20 protein-coding genes and 2 pseudogenes are annotated in these 18,423 nt (G+C 65.7%); 8 read left to right on the top strand and 14 right to left on the bottom strand.

The window, feature by feature from the left end; translation table 11 throughout:
- On the top strand, positions 1-107 hold a 107-nt coding region (locus tag DIE12_RS30865), incomplete at its 5' end, for a 4Fe-4S dicluster domain-containing protein (protein WP_148092725.1).
- 18 nt (positions 108-125) lie between these two features.
- On the opposite strand, the pseudogene DIE12_RS30860 reads toward DIE12_RS30865, so the two are convergent.
- The 10 genes and pseudogenes from DIE12_RS30860 to DIE12_RS30815 all read right to left on the bottom strand — a co-directional run.
- Positions 126-542, bottom strand: a pseudogene (locus DIE12_RS30860) (methyl-accepting chemotaxis protein); the annotation flags it as partial.
- 193 nt (positions 543-735) lie between these two features.
- Positions 736-957, bottom strand: a pseudogene (locus tag DIE12_RS30855) (aldehyde dehydrogenase family protein); the annotation flags it as partial.
- Between the two features lie 254 nt (positions 958-1,211).
- Entirely contained in the window at positions 1,212-1,919 is a 708-nt protein-coding gene (locus DIE12_RS30850; protein ID WP_124489294.1) for a GntR family transcriptional regulator, read from the bottom strand.
- Between the two features lie 11 nt (positions 1,920-1,930).
- Positions 1,931-3,037, bottom strand: coding sequence for an ABC transporter ATP-binding protein (locus DIE12_RS30845; RefSeq protein ID WP_124523131.1), 1,107 nt, complete (start codon positions 3,035-3,037; stop codon positions 1,931-1,933).
- 11 nt (positions 3,038-3,048) lie between these two features.
- A complete protein-coding gene (locus DIE12_RS30840; RefSeq protein WP_124489296.1) occupies positions 3,049-3,849 on the bottom strand; it encodes an ABC transporter permease in 801 nt (266 codons plus the stop codon).
- Between the two features lie 86 nt (positions 3,850-3,935).
- Positions 3,936-4,820, bottom strand: a complete 885-nt coding sequence (locus DIE12_RS30835) for an ABC transporter permease (protein ID WP_124489297.1) — start codon at positions 4,818-4,820, stop codon at positions 3,936-3,938.
- A 141-nt stretch (positions 4,821-4,961) separates the two neighbouring features.
- Positions 4,962-6,002: an ABC transporter substrate-binding protein gene (locus DIE12_RS30830; protein WP_124489298.1), complete on the bottom strand. Its 1,041-nt coding sequence runs from the start codon at positions 6,000-6,002 to the stop codon at positions 4,962-4,964.
- 150 nt (positions 6,003-6,152) lie between these two features.
- Entirely contained in the window at positions 6,153-7,121 is a 969-nt protein-coding gene (locus DIE12_RS30825; protein ID WP_124489299.1) for a flavin reductase, read from the bottom strand.
- A gap of 206 nt (positions 7,122-7,327) precedes the next feature.
- Positions 7,328-8,017, bottom strand: a complete 690-nt coding sequence (locus DIE12_RS30820; protein ID WP_124489300.1) for a GntR family transcriptional regulator — start codon at positions 8,015-8,017, stop codon at positions 7,328-7,330.
- A gap of 132 nt (positions 8,018-8,149) precedes the next feature.
- Positions 8,150-8,440 carry a DUF1330 domain-containing protein gene (locus DIE12_RS30815; RefSeq protein ID WP_124489301.1) on the bottom strand — a complete coding sequence of 97 codons (291 nt, stop codon included), beginning with the start codon at positions 8,438-8,440 and terminating at the stop codon, positions 8,150-8,152.
- Between the two features lie 106 nt (positions 8,441-8,546).
- On the opposite strand from DIE12_RS30815, the gene DIE12_RS30810 reads away from it, so the two are divergent.
- From DIE12_RS30810 to DIE12_RS30780, 7 genes are all read left to right on the top strand, one after another.
- Complete coding sequence (locus tag DIE12_RS30810; protein ID WP_124523129.1) at positions 8,547-9,149, top strand: amino acid synthesis family protein; 603 nt, start codon at positions 8,547-8,549, stop codon at positions 9,147-9,149.
- Complete coding sequence (locus DIE12_RS30805) at positions 9,118-9,936, top strand: alpha/beta fold hydrolase (protein ID WP_124523127.1); 819 nt, start codon at positions 9,118-9,120, stop codon at positions 9,934-9,936. Before DIE12_RS30810 ends, DIE12_RS30805 begins: the two co-directional genes overlap by 32 nt.
- Before the next feature lies 1 nt (position 9,937).
- Positions 9,938-10,873 (top strand): flavin reductase, encoded by a 936-nt coding sequence (locus DIE12_RS30800; RefSeq protein ID WP_124523125.1) that lies wholly within the window; start codon positions 9,938-9,940, stop codon positions 10,871-10,873.
- Between the two features lie 11 nt (positions 10,874-10,884).
- On the top strand, positions 10,885-11,922 hold the full coding sequence (locus DIE12_RS30795; protein ID WP_124489305.1) for an LLM class flavin-dependent oxidoreductase: 1,038 nt from the start codon (positions 10,885-10,887) through the stop codon (positions 11,920-11,922).
- A 12-nt stretch (positions 11,923-11,934) separates the two neighbouring features.
- Entirely contained in the window at positions 11,935-13,404 is a 1,470-nt protein-coding gene (locus DIE12_RS30790; protein WP_124489306.1) for an aldehyde dehydrogenase, read from the top strand.
- 115 nt (positions 13,405-13,519) lie between these two features.
- Entirely contained in the window at positions 13,520-14,932 is a 1,413-nt protein-coding gene (locus tag DIE12_RS30785; RefSeq protein ID WP_124523123.1) for a cytosine permease, read from the top strand.
- 15 nt (positions 14,933-14,947) lie between these two features.
- Positions 14,948-15,337 carry a carboxymuconolactone decarboxylase family protein gene (locus DIE12_RS30780; RefSeq protein ID WP_124489308.1) on the top strand — a complete coding sequence of 130 codons (390 nt, stop codon included), beginning with the start codon at positions 14,948-14,950 and terminating at the stop codon, positions 15,335-15,337.
- A gap of 89 nt (positions 15,338-15,426) precedes the next feature.
- Here the strand turns inward: DIE12_RS30780 and DIE12_RS30775 are convergent, their stop codons facing one another.
- The 4 genes from DIE12_RS30775 to DIE12_RS30760 form a co-directional block, all read right to left on the bottom strand.
- A complete protein-coding gene (locus DIE12_RS30775; protein ID WP_044848656.1) occupies positions 15,427-15,900 on the bottom strand; it encodes a hypothetical protein in 474 nt (157 codons plus the stop codon).
- A gap of 155 nt (positions 15,901-16,055) precedes the next feature.
- On the bottom strand, positions 16,056-16,523 hold the full coding sequence (locus DIE12_RS30770) for a sodium:proline symporter (RefSeq protein WP_124523121.1): 468 nt from the start codon (positions 16,521-16,523) through the stop codon (positions 16,056-16,058).
- A 33-nt stretch (positions 16,524-16,556) separates the two neighbouring features.
- Entirely contained in the window at positions 16,557-17,216 is a 660-nt protein-coding gene (locus DIE12_RS30765; RefSeq protein ID WP_124489311.1) for a nitroreductase, read from the bottom strand.
- A 171-nt stretch (positions 17,217-17,387) separates the two neighbouring features.
- Positions 17,388-18,368 (bottom strand): LysR substrate-binding domain-containing protein, encoded by a 981-nt coding sequence (locus DIE12_RS30760; protein WP_124489312.1) that lies wholly within the window; start codon positions 18,366-18,368, stop codon positions 17,388-17,390.
- Positions 18,369-18,423: the final 55 nt, after the last annotated feature.

Genomic DNA, 18,423 nt, shown 5'->3' with positions numbered 1-18,423 from the left:
CGCAGAACTGCGTGCACTGCAAGACCTGCGACATCAAGGACCCGACGCAGAACATCGTGTGGGTCACGCCGGAAGGCAGCGGCGGGCCGAATTACCCAAGCATGTAACGTTGAGAACGCCCGCTTTCATGCAGACATTTCGCTCTCCGAGGCCTTGAATACCGAGCCAGCCTTGCCCGGAGTCATTGCCTGCTCTTCCAGCAAACGTGCCGCTGCCGCCGACTGTTCGCCAAGAGCCCCATTCTGCCGCGCGACGGCCTGATCGACTGGTTCGATCCCGCGGCTCGGCTCGTCCGACACAGCGGCGATCTCGCCGACGATATCGGACACCGGCCTGATCGCCTGCTTGACGCGTCCCATCGTCGCGCCGACGTCCGTCGCCTGCGTCGCGCCGTCCAGGATCAGGGCAACAGAAGTGCTGACCAGTTCCTCGATTTCTTTCGGAGCCGAAGCCGAGGACTGTGCCGGACCGTGCACTTCGCTCGCCACCACGGCGAATCCGCGCCCCTGCTCGCCAGCGCGGGCAGCCTCCACGACAGCGTCATTCGTTCGCCATCGTCTTCATCGCGAGGCAAATCGCAACGACGTGCAGCGTTACCCGGGCGGGTATCGCGTGCCGGCGAGTTCGCCCGCATCGACGATGCGTGTGTCCCATGCGATCGCGCGCGAGTCCGGCGTTTCTGGACGACCACGTATCCATGTCGGCGCGCCCTCTTTCAGTCAAACGAACCGGCGATCAGACCGCCATGCACAGATACTTGATGACCAGATAATCGTCGATGCCGTAGCGGGACCCTTCGCGGCCGACTCCCGACTGCTTCACGCCGCCGAACGGCCCGACCTCGTTGGAAATGAGGCCCGTATTGATGCCGACCATCCCGTATTCGAGCTGCTCGGCCACCCGCCACACACGCCCGATGTCGCGGCTGAAGAGGTAGGCGGCGAGCCCGAGTTCGGTACGGTGCCGAGTGTTGCGCCCGTCGCCGGGCCGAGCACGCCGAGGCGCTCGCCCGAGTCGGCGTCGCACCATTGCCCGTCGACATAAGCCTGCTGACGCAACAGCGCCGGGGCCTTCAACAGCGTGTTCAATTCCACGATCGGTCCTTCCGGGGATAAAAATGCAGGAGGCGACCCGAGCACGACTCGAGCCGCGAATACGGAGAATTTCAAATGACGGAGGGCGCCAGGCACTGCATCACGAAGCCAGACGCGCTACCCCGCCTGACGCCACGATGCACTCTCGTGACCGTGCGTGAGCAGCCCGCGTGCGATCTCGGCCACCCGGTGCACGTGCGCGATGGCCGCTTCGCGCGCCGCCACGCCGTTGCCCGCCGCGATGGCCGCGAGAATCGCGCGCATCTCCTCGACCGCCCGGTGCCCGCGATCGTCGGACGCGATCGTCAGCGCACGCAGCCGGTTGATACGCGCGATCAGCGTCTGAACGATTTCCCATGCGACGTGCTTTTGCCCGGCGATGAACATGCGTTCGTAGAATGCCGACGTGAGCACCTTCACCGCCTGATGATCCTGCGCATCGAACGCTTGCCGGATCGCGTCGATACACGCGCCCAGCTCGGCGACGAGCGATTCGTCCGCATGCTGCGCACAGGCCATCGCCGCCTCGCCCTCCAGCAACGCGCGTATTTCGTAGATCTCGGCGGCCGTGTCGAAATCGAGGACCGCGACGATCGGCCCCTGGTTCGGAATCGAGGCGACGAGACCTTCCGTTTCCAGATGCCGCAGGACCTCGCGCACGACGGTTCGACTCACGCCGAGGATCTCGCACAGCGAGCGCTCGACCAGCCGCTCGCCGGGCTGGAAATGCGCATCGAGGATCGCGGTGCGCATCTTCTCGAGCGCGAGCTCGCGCAGCGTGGCGGTCGGCCGCTGGACTTTCAGGGACGGCGGAGCAGGACTCATGACTGCCGCCGTCAGGCTTGCGCAAAGAGGCGCGCGTCGCGTGCGTCCCAGTCGACGAGTGCCTGCGCGCCGATCACGATGCCGTTGTCGTGCCGATGCGCAGCCGGCGTGCGGATCGAGATTTCCTGCTGCCACGGCGTCGCGACCGCGTAATGCATCGCATCGCCGAGATAGGTGACGTCGCGCACGGTCACGGGCAAGGCCGACGCGGCGCTCAAACCATTCGTGCCGCTCGCGCGCTGCAGCGAACTGATACGCATCTGTTCAGGGCGGATCATCAGCGTGCCTTCGTCGCCGGCGGCGAGCGTCGGGTGGAACATGTCCGACGCCATTTCGAGGCCGTTGGGCAACACACCGCCGATGCGGCCGTCGCCGTGCTTCATCACCTTGACCGGCAGGAAATTCGAGTTCCCGATGAAGCTCGCGACGAAGCGCGATGCCGGGTTCGCGTAAAGCTCCTCGCCGGTGCCGACCTGCTCGATGCGCCCCTGGTTGAACACGGCGATGCGGTCCGACAGGCGCAGCGCCTCCTCCTGGTCGTGCGTGACATAGAGAATCGTCACGCCAGTTTCCTGGTGAATGCGGCGCAATTCGAGCTGGATTTCCTCGCGCAGCTTCTTGTCGAGCGCAGAGAGCGGCTCGTCCATCAACAGCACGGGCGGATCATATGCCAGCGCACGCGCGATCGCGACGCGCTGCTGCTGGCCGCCGGAGAGTTGCGCGGGCATCCGGTCGCGGCACTCGGACAGATGCACGAGCTTCAGCATCTGCTCGACCTTCGCGCGCACTTCGGCGTCGGGCCGGCGGCGCACGCGCAGCGGGAACGCGACGTTCTCGCCGACGGTGAGATGCGGGAACAGCGTATAGCGCTGGAACACCATCCCGATATTGCGCCGGTTCGGCGCGACCGACAGCAGCGGCTTGCCGTCGAGCAGCACGCGACCGTCGGTCGGCTCCTGGAAGCCCGCGACGATGTAGAGCGTGGTGCTCTTTCCCGAACCCGACGGCCCGAGGAAGGTCATGAATTCGCCCTTGCGCACGTCGAGCGATACCTGGTCGATCGCGACGACGTCGTCGTAGGTCTTGCGCAGGCGCTGGATTTGCAGGAATGCAGTCATGGCGTGTTACCTCAGTGAGCGCGTGCGCGGCGCACCACGGCGCCCGCCAGCATCAATACGGTCGTGAGTCCGACGAGCAGCGACGAAGCGGCCGCGACGACCGGCGTCAGGTCTTGCCGCAGCGTCGCCCAGATCCGCACGGGCAGCGTTTGCAGCGTCGGGCTCGACATGAAGATCGACACGACGACTTCGTCCCACGATGCGAGGAACGCGAAGATCGCGGCGGCGAAGAGGCCGAGCCGGATGGCAGGCAGCGTGACGCGCAGCTTCACGGTAAGCGGCGACGCGCCGCAGATCAGCGCCGCGTCTTCGAGCGCCGTGTCGAAGCTCACGAGCGAATTGCTGATCGAGATGATCGAGAACGGCAGCGCGATGATCAGGTGGCCGATGACGAAGCCGGTCATCGTGCCGTTCAGGCCGATGCGCAGGAAGAACCCGTACAGCGCGACGGCGAGCACGACGACAGGCAGCACCATCGGTGTGAGGAAGAAGCCCCGCACGGCCTCGCGGCCGCGGAACTTGCCGCGCACGAGCGCCAGCGACGCGAGAAACCCGATCGCGACGGACAGCATCGTGACGATCACCGCCAGTTTCGCGCTGGTCAGCAGCGAGTCGATCCAGCCCGCGTCGGTGAAAAGCTGCCGGTACCATTCGAGGGTCCAGCCCGGCGGCGGGAAGATGAGCCACTGCGAATCGCCGAACGACAGCGCGACGATAAAGACGATCGGCAACAGCAGAAACAACGCAACAGCCGCGCCCACGGCCACGAGGATCCAGCGCAGCGCGCCCAGGCGATCGAAATCGAGCAACATGTCAGTCCTCCCGCCGGGCCGCCCCAAGGGAGGCTGGCGCCCCCTCCGGGAGCAGCGAACGTAGTGAGCTTCGGGGTTGTTTCATCTCAGCGGCCTCCGGTGGTGGCGTGCGCGCTGCCGGTGAAGCGCAGCTGCAACGCATAGAGGGCTAGCGTCACGGCGAGCAGCACGAAGGCCGCGGCGCCGGCGAGGCCCCAGTTCAGCAGTTCCTGCACGAGCTGCGCGATCAGTTCCGCCAACATCATGTACGACGGGCCGCCGAGCAGCGTCGGCGTGACGAAGTAACCGAGCGCCATCACGAACACCATCAGGACGCCGGAGGCCACGCCCGGCATCGCGAGCGGCACGAGGATGCGCCAGAACGCCTGCCAGCGGCTCGCGCCGCACACCGCGGCCGCGCGCAGTGTCGACGGGTCGATGCCGCGCAGCGTTGCATGCAGCGGCATCACGAGGAACGGCAGCATGATGTAGGTCATGCCGATCGTCACGCCGGTCAGGTTGTTCACCAGCGACAGCGGCTCGTGAATCACGCCGAGCGCCATCAGCGCGCGGTTGATCGGCCCCGTTCCCTGCAGCAGCACCATCCATGCGAACGTCCGTGCGAGCAGGTTCGTCCACATCGACAGCAGCAGGATCGCGAACAGCACCGAACTGAGCCGGCGCGGCGCGATCGCGAGCAGCCATGCCATCGGAAAGCCGACGATCAGCGTGACGAGCGTGACGACCGTCGCAACAAGAAACGTATTGCCGAACACGCGCACGTACGTCGTCGAGCCGAGCAGCTGCTCGTAGTTGTGCAACCCGGGCATCGGTTCGAGCACGCTGCGCAACAGCAGTGACAGCACCGGCAGCAGGAAGAAGATCACGAGCAGCAGCACTGCGGGCATCAGCAGCCGCATGCTGCGCCAGTCGCGCCGCTTGCGCGGCGGCGTCGCGCTCGGATGCGCGACGGTACTCAATACGTTTGGCATGGTGGCTCCTTGGTCGGCCAGCGCCAGCACTTGAGTGCCTGTTACCGCTGGCCCCAAGCAGGTTCGTTGCTCATCCGCGCCGGCTCGATCCGGTTCGGCCTCCTTAACAGAATTCAGATCCATACGACTGGCCACGCCGGCTTACTTCGACTGCCACGCGTACCAGCGCTTCGCGATCGCGTCGCGATTCTCGGCCCAGTACTTCATGTCGAGGTTGATCTGCGTGGCCTTGTACTGGTCCGGGAGCGTTTTCGCGATTGCCGGTTGCATCAGCGCCGCCGACTTCACGTTGATCGGCGCATAACCGGTGTCGGCCGCGAATTTCGCCTGAGCCTGCGCACCCGTCGCGGCGGCGAGGAACTTCATCGCCGCGTCGCGATGCTTCGCGCCCTTCGGGATCACGAGCATGTCGGCAGCGGTCAGGTTCTGGTTCCATGACATGCCGACCGGCACGCCTGTCTGCGCGAGCGCATGCAGGCGGCCGTTCCAGAACATGCCGATCGGCGCTTCGCCCGACGCGAGCAACTGCTGCGACTGCGCACCGCCGCTCCACCAGACGATGTCACCCTTGATGGAATCGAGCTTCTTGAATGCGCGGTCGAGGTCGAGCGGATACAACTTGTTGGGCGCGACGCCGTCGGCGAGCAACGCGATCTCGAGCACGCCCGGCGCCGACCACTTGTAGAAGGTGCGCTTGCCAGGGAAGCGCCTGGTATCGAACAGGTCCGCCCAGTTCTGCGGCTGCGCGCTCGTGTATTTCGCCTTGTAGTAGCCGAGCACGAACGAATAATAGAAGCTGCCCACCGCAGACGGCGTCGCGAAGCGCGGGTCGAGTTCGGCCTTGTTCACCACCGAATAGTCGATCGGCTCGATCAGCCCTGCCTTTTCCGCCGCATACGCGAAGTCACCCTCGACGTCGACCACGTCCCAGCTGACGTTGCCGCTGTCGACCATCGCCTTGAGCTTGCCGTAGTCGGTCGGCCCGTCCATCAGCACGTTGATGCCGCTCGCCTGCGTGAACGGCTGCGCCCAGTCCTTCTGTTGCGACGACTGGGTCGTGCCGCCCCAGCTGGTGAACACGATCGGATCGGCGGCCAGTGCCGGCGCGGCGCACAGGGCGGCCAACGGTGCAATGCATGCCAGGCGCGACGCTGCGAAACGCGGGATGCTTCTGCTGCTCATGGTCTCTCTCTCCAAGGGGAAACGCCGCGCGTCGCGACCGCCGGGATGGCAGCCATTCGAATACGCGCCTTCAGACCGGCGGCGCAAACCTCGCCGGCATCATGATCCTGATTCTTGTGTCTTCGCCACGCCTGATTGCGGCAAGTCGCTTCAATGCGCGACTGCAAGTGTCTGCACGGTGCCAGCCTCCGTATCGCCGACATAGATGCCGTACGCGTCCTGCCGGCGTTCACGCACGTAGCGTTCGAGCATCGAGCGCACGGCGGGGTCGGCGATCTCGTCCCACGGCACTTGCCAGAGCGGCACGATACGGGTGCTGCTGTCGAACCACGGCGAACCGGTAGGCATAACACGGCCGCGGTAATAGATATGGACGCCAGCCTCGCGCCCGCCGGCCGATTCGAAAACTGCGAACAGGAAGTCGAGATGCGCGTTGAGCCCGAGCTTCGCGAGCACGCCGCGCAGGCTCGCGGGGTCACTGGCCGGATCGAGCCGGGTGCCGGTCGGCAAGCGCAGCCCGTGCGGCGTATCGACGAGCACCAGCCCGTCGCGATGTTCGAGAATCGCACCCACCTCGGCATGCCCGCCTGCTGCGGACAACGCGTCCTGCGACAGCGTGAAGTTCACGTAAGCGCCGCGGCAATAGCCGAGCGGCGACGCGCTCGTCTGCGCGAAATCGACCACGCGCCCGATCAGAATGACGTGGTCGCCTGCATCGACCACGTCGTGGGTCACGCAGTCGAAGCTCGCCGCCGCATCCCGGATCACCGGTGCGCCCGTCTTGCGCGTGTCCCATGGCACTTGCGCGAACTTGTCCTGCGCCTTCGATGCGAACACGCCGGACACGTTGGTCTGGTTTTCCGCCAGCACGCTGACGGCAAAACGCTGCGTAGCCGAGAACACCGCATGGCTCGATGCCGTCTTCGCGATGCACACGAGGATCAGCGGCGGATCGAGCGACACCGACGTGAACGAGTTCGCGGTGAAACCGCGCGGCGACCCGTCGGGCTGGATCGTCGTGACGACCGTCACGCCGGTGACGAATGCGCCGAGGGCGCGGCGGAATCCGAGCGTGTCGAATGCCTGCTGCGCGGTGGACCCGGTCATCGACTCAGTCATGGCGTGCTCCCGTGATTACTGCGCTACTCGATGAGATTATGGTATGCCATCTTATGGTCGACAACAACGTGTCAAAAATCATGGAAAACCATGATGCATCCGCGGATCGCCACGTATTCGATAGCCAAAACAAAAGGCCGCCGGCGTAGCACGCCGGCGGCCTTCCGGGTCAATTCGCGCGTCTGGATGCTCGCGCTCGGGCTGCATCAACTATCGCTGGATGCCTCGTCCTGCTGTTGCGCGAGCGCAGACAGCGCCAGCTCGGAAACCCGCTTGATGTGCGCAGCCGACGCGGCCGATGCCGCGTTGCCGTCGCGCTGCTCGATCGCTTCGAGCAGGCGGTTCATCTCGGTGTTGGAATCGCCGCCGCGTCCCGGCATCGCGATGGTCAGCGCGCGCAACCGGTTGATGCGCGCGTTCAGCGTCTTGACCACCGTCAGCGACACCTGCTTTCCTGCGGCTTCGAACAGGGTTTCGTAGAAACGCTCGGTGAATTCGAGCACACGTGGCAATTCCTGCTTCTCGAACGCATCCTCGATCGTTGCCCGAATTTCTCGCAACTGCCGCACGACTTCGGGCGTCGCGCGCTCTGCGCAGGCACGCGCGGCATTGGCTTCGAGCAGGCCGCGCAGTTCGTAGATCTCGCCGACTTGCGCCGGATCGAGCCGCGCGACCACCGGCCCTTGCCGCGACACGGTCTCGACCAGCCCTTCGGTCTCGAGATGCCGCAGCACCTCGCGCACCACCGTGCGGCTGACGCCGAGCTCATCGCACAGCGTGCGCTCGACGAGCCGGGCACCCGGCCGGAAATAGCCCTGCACGATCGCGCCACGCAGCTTGTCGAGCGTCAGTTCGCGCAGGGTCTTGGCATTGCGGTCGATTTTCAGGTCTTGCATGAGCGGCACTCTGGAAACGGGTATGGGCCTGCAGCCGGCCGCGAGCCGGGCGCAAACATGGAATGCCATATTATGACCTAACTGCCAGCGTCTTCCATCCCGCCCGGCCTGCGCCCGCGCCCGACCAGGCGATCAGCCCCCGAGCCCCTCGACGATCGCGATCTGCGCCCGGCAATATCCATCCCGCTTCGCCTTCGCCGCCTGGTACTCCGGCGAGTGATAACACGCAAGCGCCGTTTCCATGTCGGGAAAGCGGATCACGACGTGGCGCTCGAACGCATCGCCCTCCAGCGTCTGCGACGCGCCGCCACGCGCCAGGAACACGGCACCGAATTTCTTGAACGCCTGCGGCGCGATGTCCGTGTAGTCCTTGTACTTCACGGGATCCAGCACCTGCACGTGGGCAATCCAGTACGCACTCATTTGTCACCTCTCTTGGGAAATTCCTGCTACGGGTTTACACTCATGGCATGCCGTAACATGGTATACCACAATGAATCGCACAATCAACGCACGAAAGGAAGGTGCCATGAGCCTGATTCGGAAATCCGTCCTCCATGTCGAGACGCTCTACGTGGATGGCGACAAGGTCGCTGCCAAGCCACTGAAGATGATCGGCGCCGTCGCCGTCATCAAGAACCCGTGGGCAGGCCGCGGGTACGTCGAGGACCTGTCGCCGGAGATTCGCGCGATCGCCCCGCAGCTCGGCGAACACCTGACCAAACTGATCCTCGACGAGGCCGGTTCGGGCGACGCGGTCGAAGCGTTCGGCAAGAGCGCGATCGTCGGCCTCGACGGCGAAATCGAGCATGCATCCGCGCTGATCCATACGCTGCACTTCGGCAACATCTATCGCACGGCCGTCGGCGCGAAGTCGTACCTCGCGTTCAACAATACGCGCGGCCCGGCCAATGCGCCGCTGCTGATCCCGATGATGGACAAGAATGACGAAGGCCGCCGTTCGCACTACCTGACGCTCCAGTTCTCGATCCCGGATGCACCGGCCGCCGACGAACTGGTCATCGCCATCGGCGCCGCGACCGCCGGCCGTCCGCATCACCGCATCGGCGACCGCTACAAAGATCTCGCAGAGCTCGGAAATGACGTCAAGAACCCTGCTGCTGTCAAATAAACGCGTCGCCCACTATCTCGACCAGGGCACCGGCGAACCGCTGGTGCTGATTCATGGGGTCGGCATGCAGGCGGGCGCGTGGTATCCGCAGATCGACGACCTGTCGCGCGATTTCCGCGTGATCTCCGTCGACATGCCGGGCCACGGGATGAGCGATGCGCTCGACACCGACGCCGACCTGCAGCAGTTCGTCCAGTGGGCCGTCGGGTTCATCGAGGCGCTGAAGGTCGGCCCCGTCAACCTTGCCGGCCACTCGATGGGTTCGCTGATCGCCGCCGGCGTCGCCGTGACGCGGCCCGATCTGGTCAAGCGCGTGGCAGTCCTGAACGGCGTGTACCGCCGCACCGAACAGGCGCGCGAGGCCGTGCTGCAACGTGCCGCCGAACTGCGCTCGGGCACCATCGACATCGATACGCCGCTGCGGCGCTGGTTCAACGCGGAAGACGCGCAGCAGGCCGCCGCGCGGAAGGTGGAAGCGTGGCTGCAGTCGGTCGATCTGGCCGGCTACGCGACCGCGTACACCGCGTTCGCGAACGGTGACGACATATACGCGGACGGCTGGCACCGGATCGCGTGCCCTGCCCTCGTGCTCACCGGGTCGGACGACCCGAATTCGACGCCCGAGATGGCCCGGCAAATGGCGCAGGCCGCGCAAGACGGCAAGGCTGTCGTGATCGAGAACGAGCGCCACATGGTGAACCTGACCGCGCCCGACGCCGTCAATCGCGCGCTGCGTGCGTGGCTGCACACCGTGCCGCAGGCGGAAACCCTGAAATCGGAAGTGTGACATGAGCCAAGCAATCAGCCAGGAAACGCCGATCATCAACTCGCGGGAGCTGCGCGACGCGTTCGGCGCATTCATGACCGGCGTGACGATCGTCACCACCGCGCGCGACGACGGCCAGCCGCTCGGCTTCACCGCGAACTCGTTCTCGTCGGTGTCGCTCGATCCGGCGCTGCTGCTCGTCAGCATCGCGAAGACGTCGAGCAATTTCCAGACGTTTTCCACGATCGGCCACTTCGCGATCAACATCCTCGCCGAAGGGCAAAAGGACCTCTCCAACTCCTTCGCGCGACCGAGCGACGATCGCTTCGCGAACGTCGGCTGGCACCTGAGCGCGCATCGCAACCCGCTGATCGACGACGTCAGCGCGTGGTTCGACTGCACGACGCACGCGGTGATCGACGCGGGCGATCACGCGCTCATCATCGGCAAGATCGAGGCGTTCCATTCCGCCGGCTACGCGGGGCTCGGCTACTACCGCGGCGGCTACTTCACGCCGGCGAAGCTGTCGGCCGAAGTCATCGCCGGACCGAAGGTCATCGTCAGCGCGATCATCACGCGCGACGACAAGGTCCTGATGGTGAAGACGGCCGATCGCAAGTGGGCGCTGCCCACCCGGGAAATCGGCAACGCAGGCGCCGACAAGGCGCTCGCCGAACTGTTCCGGCAATACCAGCCGGACGCATCGGCAAGCTTCATCTATTCGGTCTACAACAATACCGAGACGCACTACCAGTACATCTCGTTCCTCTGCAGCGCACCGGACGAAGCGGCGGTCGCCGGCGAATTCGTGAGCCTCGACGACCTCGACGCCGACGCGTTCCAGGACAGCGCGCTCGCCAGCATGCTCGAGCGCTATCGCAAAGAGAGTCAGTTGAAGAGTTACGGCCTGTACTTCGGCGATCACAGCACCGGCACCATCCGCCCGCTTCTTTCCTGAAAGGTCACATCATGCGTTTTTCGCTTTTCGTCCACATGGAGCGCGTCTCCGACCAGACCAGCCAAAAGCAGCTGTACGACGAGATGGTCGAGCTGTGCCAGATCGCCGACCGCGGCGGCATGCATGCCGTCTGGACCGGCGAGCACCACGGCATGGACTTCACGATCGCGCCGAACCCGTTCATCAACCTCGTCGACCTAGCGAACAAGACGAAGCGCGTGCGGCTCGGCACGGGCACGGTCGTCGCGCCGTTCTGGCATCCGATCAAGCTCGCCGGCGAAGCCGCGATGACGGACATCATCACGGGCGGCCGCCTGGAGCTCGGGATCGCGCGCGGCGCGTACTCGTTCGAATACGAGCGCCTGATGCCGGGCCTCGACGCGTGGGGCGCAGGCCAGCGCTTGCGCGAACTCATTCCGGCCGTAAAGAAGCTGTGGGAAGGCGATTACGCGCACGGCGGCGAGTTCTGGCAATTCCCGTCGACGACGTCGTCACCGCTGCCGCTGCAGCAGCCGCATCCGCCGATCTGGGTGGCCGCGCGCGATCCGAACAGCCACGAGTTCGCGGTGGCCAACGGCTGCAACGTGCAGGTCACGCCGCTGCACCTCGGTGACGAGGAAGTCGAGAAGCTCGTCGGCCACTTCAACGCCGCGTGCGCGAAGTTCAGCGACGTGCCGCGCCCGCAGATCATGCTGCTGCGTCACACCTATGTGGCAAGCAGCGAGGACGACGCACAGCTGGCCGCCGACGAAGTCAACGTGTTCTACAACTACTTCGGCGCGTGGTTCAAGAACGAGCGTCCGGTCAGCCGCGGGATGATCAAGCCGCTGAGCCGCGACGAAATCGCGGCGCACCCCTTCTACACGCCGGAAGCGATGCGCAAGAACAACGTGATCGGCACGCCCGCGGAAGTGATCGGGCGCCTGAAGGCCTATGAAGAGCTCGGCTTCGACGAGTACTCGTTCTGGATCGATACCGGCATGAGCTTCGAGCGCAAGAAGGCGTCGCTCGAGCGGATGATCCGCGACGTGATGCCGGCGTTCCAGTAAGGGGGCGATGCCATGAATGTGCAATTTCAGCTGTATATCGACGGGCAGTTCGGACCCGGTGTCGCCACGTTCGGCAGCATCAATCCGGCGACCGGCGCCGTGTGGGCGCAGATGCCGGAAGCCCGCACCGACGAGGTGAACCGCGCGGTAGCGGCGGCCGGTCGCGCGCTGACCGATCCCGCCTGGGCGGGGCTTTCCGCGTCCGCGCGCGGCAAGCTGCTGTACAGGCTCGCCGATCTGGTCGAAAAAGCTGCACCGCGGCTCGCCGAAATCGAAACGAACGACACCGGCAAGATCATCCGGGAAACGTCGAGCCAGATCGCGTACGTCGCCGAGTATTACCGCTACTACGCGGGCATCGCCGACAAGCTCGAAGGCAGCAGCATCCCCGTCGACAAGCCGGACATGCAGGTGTGGCTCGAGCGGCAGCCGGTCGGCGTGGTCGCAGCGATCGTGCCCTGGAACAGCCAGCTGTTCCTGTCCGCGGTGAAGATCGGCCCGGCGCTCGCGGCCGGCTGCACGGTGGTGCTGAAGGCGTCCGAGGAAGCACCGGGACCGTTGCTCGAGTTCGCGCGCATCGTGCACGAGGCAGGATTCCCGCCGGGCGTCGTCAACGTCATTACCGGCTTCGGCCCGGAATGCGGCGCGGTGCTGAGCAGCCACCCGGGCGTGGACAAGGTCGCGTTCACCGGCGGCCCCGAGACCGCGCGCCACATCGTGCGAAACACGGCCAACAACCTCGCGAAGGTGTCGCTCGAACTCGGCGGCAAGTCGCCGTTCATCGTGTTCGCCGATACCGATATCCAGAGCGCGGTGAATGCGCAGGTCGCCGCGATCTTCGCGGCGAGCGGCCAGAGTTGCGTCGCGGGGTCGCGCCTGCTGATCGAGGCTTCCGTCAAGGAGCAGTTCCTTGCGCTGCTGGTCGAGCGTGTGTCGCGGATTCGCGTGGGTTCACCCAACGAGCGGGAAACCGAGTACGGCCCGCTGTGTACGGAACGGCAGCTTCGCAACATCGAGACGGTCGTCGAGAACTCGGCGCGCCAGGGTGCCAAGGTGCTCGCAGGCGGAAAGAGGCTGGAGCGCGACGGGTATTACTACGCACCGACGATCCTCGACTGCACCGGCGTTGCGCAAGCCGACAGCATCACGACCGAATTGTTCGGCCCGGTGTTGTCGGTCGACACGTTCGAATCCGAACAGGAAGCGATCGAGAAGGCAAACGGCACCGCCTACGGCCTCGCGGCCGGCATCTTCACGACCAACCTGACGCGTGCGCACCGCGTGTCGAAGCGCGTGCGCTCCGGCATCGTGTGGATCAACACCTATCGGGCCGTGTCGCCGCTCGTGCCGTTCGGCGGCTTCGGGCTGTCCGGGCATGGACGTGAAGGCGGCCTGAGCGCCGCGCTCGAATACACGACCACGAAGTCCGTGTGGCTGCGCACGTCGGACGATCCGATCGGCGATCCGTTCGTGATGCGCTGAGCGGCTACGCTTTCGCCGGCAGTATCGACTCAAGGCCGCAAGCGCCATGCCGCGCCGCGCGCGTCATCAGGCGCATGCGGCGACGCATGGCCCCGGCAATAAAGATGGAGACAGCATGACAAAGCAGGAAAGCGACGGCAGCGTTCTCGCCATCGAAAGCAACTCGATCGAATATGTTCCGCCGGAGGCGCGGCACGGCAAGCCGGCCGACCTCTTCACCCTGTGGTTCTGCACGAACGTCGCCCCGCTGGCCGTGATTTCCGGTGCGACGTCGGTACTGGTGTTCCACCTCGACCTCATGAGCGCGATTGTCGCGATCGCGGCCGGGCAGTTCTTCGGCGCGATCTTTCATGCGCTCACTTCCGCGCAGGGGCCACTGGTCGGCGCGCCGCAGATGATCCAGAGCCGCGCGCAATTCGGCCGCTACGGATCGCTGCTGGTCGTGTGCTTCACCACGCTGATCTATCTCGGCTTCTTCGTGTCGAACATCATTCTCGCGGGCAAGACGCTCCACACGGCGGCGCCCGCAGTGCCGGTGCCGATCGCAACCGTCATCGGCGCGGTGCTCGCGACGCTGGTCGGTGTGATCGGCTGCCACTTCATTCATCGCTTCAACAAGATCGGCGCGTGGTTCATGGGTGGCGCACTGCTGATCGGCATCGCGCTGATGGTGCCGGGCCTCGATGCGCGGATGTTCCAGCAGGGTCATTTCGATCTCGCCAACTGGTTCGCGATGTTCGGCTTGTGTGCGGTCTGGCAGATCAGCTTCGCGCCCTATACGTCCGACTATTCGCGCTATCTGCCGGCTTCCGCCGGATTCGGAAAGACCTTTGCGTACACGTACCTCGGCACGTCACTGGGGACGATCTTCGCATTCCTGTTCGGCGTGCTCGCCGTCAGCACCGGGCATTCGACGGACGCGATGCAGGCGATCCGCGAGCAGACCGGCGCGTTCGGCTACGTGCTGATCTTCCTGTTTCTGGTCAACATCATCGGCCACAACGGGATGAACCTGTATGGCGCGGTGCTGTCGTTCATCACCGCCGCGCAGACGTTCCGGCCGCACTGGGTGCCCGGCCGCAACGTGCGCGTCGTCGTGTCGGCGGTCCTGCTGGTGGCGTCGACCGCGGCTGCACTGTGGGCGTCGAGCAACTTCATCTCGATCTTCCTCAACGCGATCTTCGCGCTGCGCATCGTGCTGGCACCGTGGATCGCGATCAACCTGATCGACTTCTACCTGGTCAACAACCGCCGCTACCGGGTCACGGAAATCATCAGCAGCAGCGATGGCGTGTACGGGGCGTTCAACGTCAGGGCCATCGCGATCTACGCGTTCGGGATTGCAGTCCAGGTGCCGTTCATGGAGGAGAGCTTCTTCCACGGCGCGTGGGCATCGGTTCTCGGCGGCGCCGACGTATCGTGGATGGTGGGCCTCGTCGTCACCGCGACGGTCTGCTACCTGTTCGCGTCGAAGGACGGTTCGCGTTCGCGCGGACGGTGCCCGGCGGGCGCCGGGGCTTTGGAATAACCGGGGAAATCGATCATGAACGAAGATGATGCGCTGTTTCAGAAGGGCTTGCCGATCCGCCGGGAAGTGCTCGGCCCGGAATATGTCGATGCGTCGATGGAAAAGGCCGACGCCTTCATGATGGCGTTCCAGCGCGCAACCACGGCATGGGCGTGGGGCTGGGCATGGGGCGATGAAACACTCGACCGCAAGACGCGCAGCCTGCTCAATCTCGCGATGCTGACCGCCGCCGGTCATACGAACGAGCTCAAGCTGCACGTGAAAGGCGCGCTCAACAACGGCGTGAGCGTCGATGAAATCAAGGCGACGCTGCTGCATGCCACCGCGTATTCCGGGATCCCGCACGGGCTCGGCGCGTTCAAGGCTGCACATGAAGTGCTGGTGGCCGAAGGGGCGTTGAAGTAAGCGAGCCGCTCGCGCGCGCGTAATGCGAGATCGCAACGACGCGGCGCACGCACACTGCGGTGGGCGTCCGCCGCGCCATGTACGCCGGCTCAATGCCGCCTCATTCCCCCGAACCCGTGCTCACCGCCGACGAACACCGGGCCACGGTGAAAGCCCGTGCCCATCGGAGCACCGACACGACCACGCATGCCCCCGTCGAAGTGGCCGACGTGACCGAAGTGGTCGAAGTGATGGCGATGATGGAAACGGTCGATGAAGACGAAGCTGACGCCCGTGCCGACGAACACCGCCGGTCCCCAGTACCACGGGTCGGCGTACGGATAGGCGGTATCCGGATACCACACGATGCTGCCGTCCGTGCTCTGCATCATCTGCCAGGTGCCGTCGCCTTGCCGGCACGCGCGCCCGACGATCTGCTGTTCCGTGCCGTCGATTTCCGCTTGCATGACGACCGCACGGCAGCGGGCGCCTTCGTCCGGCGAGTCGTCATAGGTTTGCGCAAGCACGCACATGGAGCAGCCGAGACAGACGACGCCCATCCCGACCCGAAACAAGTTGCACATGATCGGCTCCTGCATTGTTGCCCCCGACCACCCGAGCCTTGGCGTCACGGACGACGCGCGGCTTCGTATAGGGTCACCCGACCATTAGACGATGTGGCATGGCCGATTATTCCTGGGGTCGGGATACGCATGCGTGATGCACGAACCGCCGACGATCATGCGCGCGCCGAACGCCGGACGATGCAGTAGACGCCCGCCGCCATCACGCCGAAGACCACATGGGCGATCAGCGTGATCGCGCCGCGCACCGGAACGAACCACGGGAAGATCGCGGTGAACGCGTGCAGGTTGATACCGTAGAGCACCAGTCCGAACGCGCCGCCCGCCACCAGCGCGGCGCCGGGCGACAGGTTGCGCACCATCCTCGCCAGCACGGCCGTATAGGCAAGCGACAACGCGGCATGCACCAGCGTCGCCACGCCCATGATCGTCGGATCGAAGCCCGGGGACGCGCCGAGCACGGCTCGCCCCATCACGAGGGCGGCCGTCAGGCGCGCGTCGCGCAGCAGGTTGTGAAAGGGGTCTTCTCCGGCAATCGGCCAGAGCATCAGCTCGATGACGGTCGAGCCGACCGCCGCGCCGAACGCTGCCCAGAGAATCGGGACCGGACCGTCCTGTTTCAATGGTGCTCCACGATGGCCGCGCGCCGTGCGGACTTACAGCGGACGTTCGCAATCCGTCCAGTATGCGAACGGATCACGATGCTTCGGGTAGTGCTCGTCGAGCCATTTCAGCAACGTCGCACGCGCGTTGTCCAGATCGGCCTTCGACGACGACGTCGTCAGCTCGTGCACCTCGGCGGATTTTTCCCGATCCATCACGTAGCAGTTCCAGTCGGGGCCGTCGAGATCCGGATCGTCGGACGCCTTCGACGACTTGCGCCAGCCGACCCCCTTGCGCGCATCGATGTAATAGCGCGGATGCACTTTCAGATACGACATCTCGCCGCCCTGCAGGCTGCTTTCCGCGCGCAGCACGTCGCGTTCGTCGACGATCTGCGTGACTTCCGGCAGCCGGCGCGAGCGCCAGCCGGCCGGCAGCGTCGCCGTCGCCCGCACGGCGTCGTACGGGCCCCACGCGAGGCCCCAGGCTTCGGCCATGCGCTTCATGAACGCATCCGCGCCCGGATAGCCGCGCAACTGGATTCTCGTCGACAGCGTGACTTCGACGCGGCCGTCGGCACCGGCGGGGTCGCCTGCCGCTTCGAACGGGTTGCCCGGGCGCGACGCGCGCTGCTGCGCGTCCGCGGGCGCCATGCCCGAAAACAGCTGGTCGAGCGCCGCACGCGCTTTCGACGACTTGTCTGGTCTATTCATTCCTCATTCCCTCTGCATTCGAACGGTTCAACACGCTCGATTCTCGTTAATCTGTCGGGTCCCGCAATTTTCCGCGGTCGCATTGTCGACGATCCGGTAGCCCGGGTCGAGCGGCGGCGCCGTCCGCGCCGCCTGCGTCGCCTGCGTCGCACACCTCGACGCCCGTGCCGCCTATCCCAGCGCGGCCCGCATCCGCTCCATCAGCGCGAGCACCTCCGGACGATTCTCGCCCTTCGCATGCACGAAGTGATACCTGAGCGGCGACTCGACCTCATGCCGGCTCACGCGGACGAGCGCGCTGCGCCTGAGATACGCATCCGCGAGCGGCGTACGCGCCAGCGCCACGCCGAGCCCCGCCTCGGCCGCCGCGAGCACGAGGTTGTAGTCCTCGAAACGGCGATCCTGCGCGCGCGGCTTGAACGGTATGCCGAGCGCGTCGAACCAGGTGCGCCAGCCGGTCACGTCGGAGTCGTGCAGCAGCGGCATCTCGAGCAGCGCGGCGGCGTCGTTGCGACGGCGCCGCGCGGCCAGCTGCGCGGCGAGCCGCGGATGCGCGACCGGATGGAGCGTCTCCGGCATGAACGCGCTGGTTTCGAGCTGACGCCAGTTGCCGCGCCCGTACCGGATCGACAGATCCGCTTCGCCGGCGGCGATGTCCACATTGCGAAGTTCGATGCCGAGCTCGATGCGCAACGCGGGCGCCTCGCTCTCGAGCGCGTGCTGGCGCTCGAGCAGCCAGAGCTGCGCGAATGCCGGCACCACGCTCATCCTGACCAGTCGCGGCGTACGCGGCGAGCGCCACTGGTCGGCCGCGCCGTCGATGATCGCGAACGCCTGTTCGATCCGGCCGACGAAACGCTGGCCGTCCGGCGTCAGCCGCACGCCGCGCGCATGACGTTCGAACAACGCCATGCCAAGCCAGTTCTCGACGGCCGCCACGCGCCGGCTGATCGCGCCGTGCGTGACGCCGGACGCGTCGGCGGCCGCCAGGAACGAGCCCAGCCGCGCCACCGCACAGACGGTTTCCAGGCTGGCCAGCGGCGGCCGCGGGCCGGGTGCCGGCGCGACCGACGGCAGCGCGTCCGCCGCATGCTGCTGCGTGCGCGCCGGGCCATCGGCCCGGCGTCGCACCGAGCTGTGAGCCATATTCATACCCGCTGGTTGATCTGTGCGCTAGCTTAACATCTCGCGTCGCCACACCATTGCC

It is taken from the genome of Burkholderia sp. Bp9015 (genome assembly GCF_003853505.1).
Classification (GTDB): Bacteria; Pseudomonadota; Gammaproteobacteria; order Burkholderiales; family Burkholderiaceae; genus Burkholderia.
Note: the sequence above shows the minus strand (reverse complement) of the source record. Positions and strands in the feature narration are given on the sequence as shown.

Coding starts and splice junctions, on each gene's coding strand:
- DIE12_RS30795 (WP_124489305.1), top strand. CDS start 10,885: ATGCGTTTTTCGCTTTTCGTCCACATGGAGCGCGTCTCCGACCAGACC.
- DIE12_RS30850 (WP_124489294.1), bottom strand. CDS start 1,919: ATGAGTCCTGCTCCGCCGTCCCTGAAAGTCCAGCGGCCGACCGCCACG.
- DIE12_RS30845 (WP_124523131.1), bottom strand. CDS start 3,037: ATGACTGCATTCCTGCAAATCCAGCGCCTGCGCAAGACCTACGACGAC.
- DIE12_RS30810 (WP_124523129.1), top strand. CDS start 8,547: ATGAGCCTGATTCGGAAATCCGTCCTCCATGTCGAGACGCTCTACGTG.
- DIE12_RS30815 (WP_124489301.1), bottom strand. CDS start 8,440: ATGAGTGCGTACTGGATTGCCCACGTGCAGGTGCTGGATCCCGTGAAG.
- DIE12_RS30840 (WP_124489296.1), bottom strand. CDS start 3,849: ATGTTGCTCGATTTCGATCGCCTGGGCGCGCTGCGCTGGATCCTCGTG.
- DIE12_RS30760 (WP_124489312.1), bottom strand. CDS start 18,368: ATGAATATGGCTCACAGCTCGGTGCGACGCCGGGCCGATGGCCCGGCG.
- DIE12_RS30800 (WP_124523125.1), top strand. CDS start 9,938: ATGAGCCAAGCAATCAGCCAGGAAACGCCGATCATCAACTCGCGGGAG.
- DIE12_RS30765 (WP_124489311.1), bottom strand. CDS start 17,216: ATGAATAGACCAGACAAGTCGTCGAAAGCGCGTGCGGCGCTCGACCAG.
- DIE12_RS30825 (WP_124489299.1), bottom strand. CDS start 7,121: ATGACTGAGTCGATGACCGGGTCCACCGCGCAGCAGGCATTCGACACG.
- DIE12_RS30835 (WP_124489297.1), bottom strand. CDS start 4,820: ATGCCAAACGTATTGAGTACCGTCGCGCATCCGAGCGCGACGCCGCCG.
- DIE12_RS30785 (WP_124523123.1), top strand. CDS start 13,520: ATGACAAAGCAGGAAAGCGACGGCAGCGTTCTCGCCATCGAAAGCAAC.
- DIE12_RS30775 (WP_044848656.1), bottom strand. CDS start 15,900: ATGTGCAACTTGTTTCGGGTCGGGATGGGCGTCGTCTGTCTCGGCTGC.
- DIE12_RS30820 (WP_124489300.1), bottom strand. CDS start 8,017: ATGCAAGACCTGAAAATCGACCGCAATGCCAAGACCCTGCGCGAACTG.
- DIE12_RS30790 (WP_124489306.1), top strand. CDS start 11,935: ATGAATGTGCAATTTCAGCTGTATATCGACGGGCAGTTCGGACCCGGT.
- DIE12_RS30805 (WP_124523127.1), top strand. CDS start 9,118: ATGACGTCAAGAACCCTGCTGCTGTCAAATAAACGCGTCGCCCACTAT.
- DIE12_RS30780 (WP_124489308.1), top strand. CDS start 14,948: ATGAACGAAGATGATGCGCTGTTTCAGAAGGGCTTGCCGATCCGCCGG.
- DIE12_RS30830 (WP_124489298.1), bottom strand. CDS start 6,002: ATGAGCAGCAGAAGCATCCCGCGTTTCGCAGCGTCGCGCCTGGCATGC.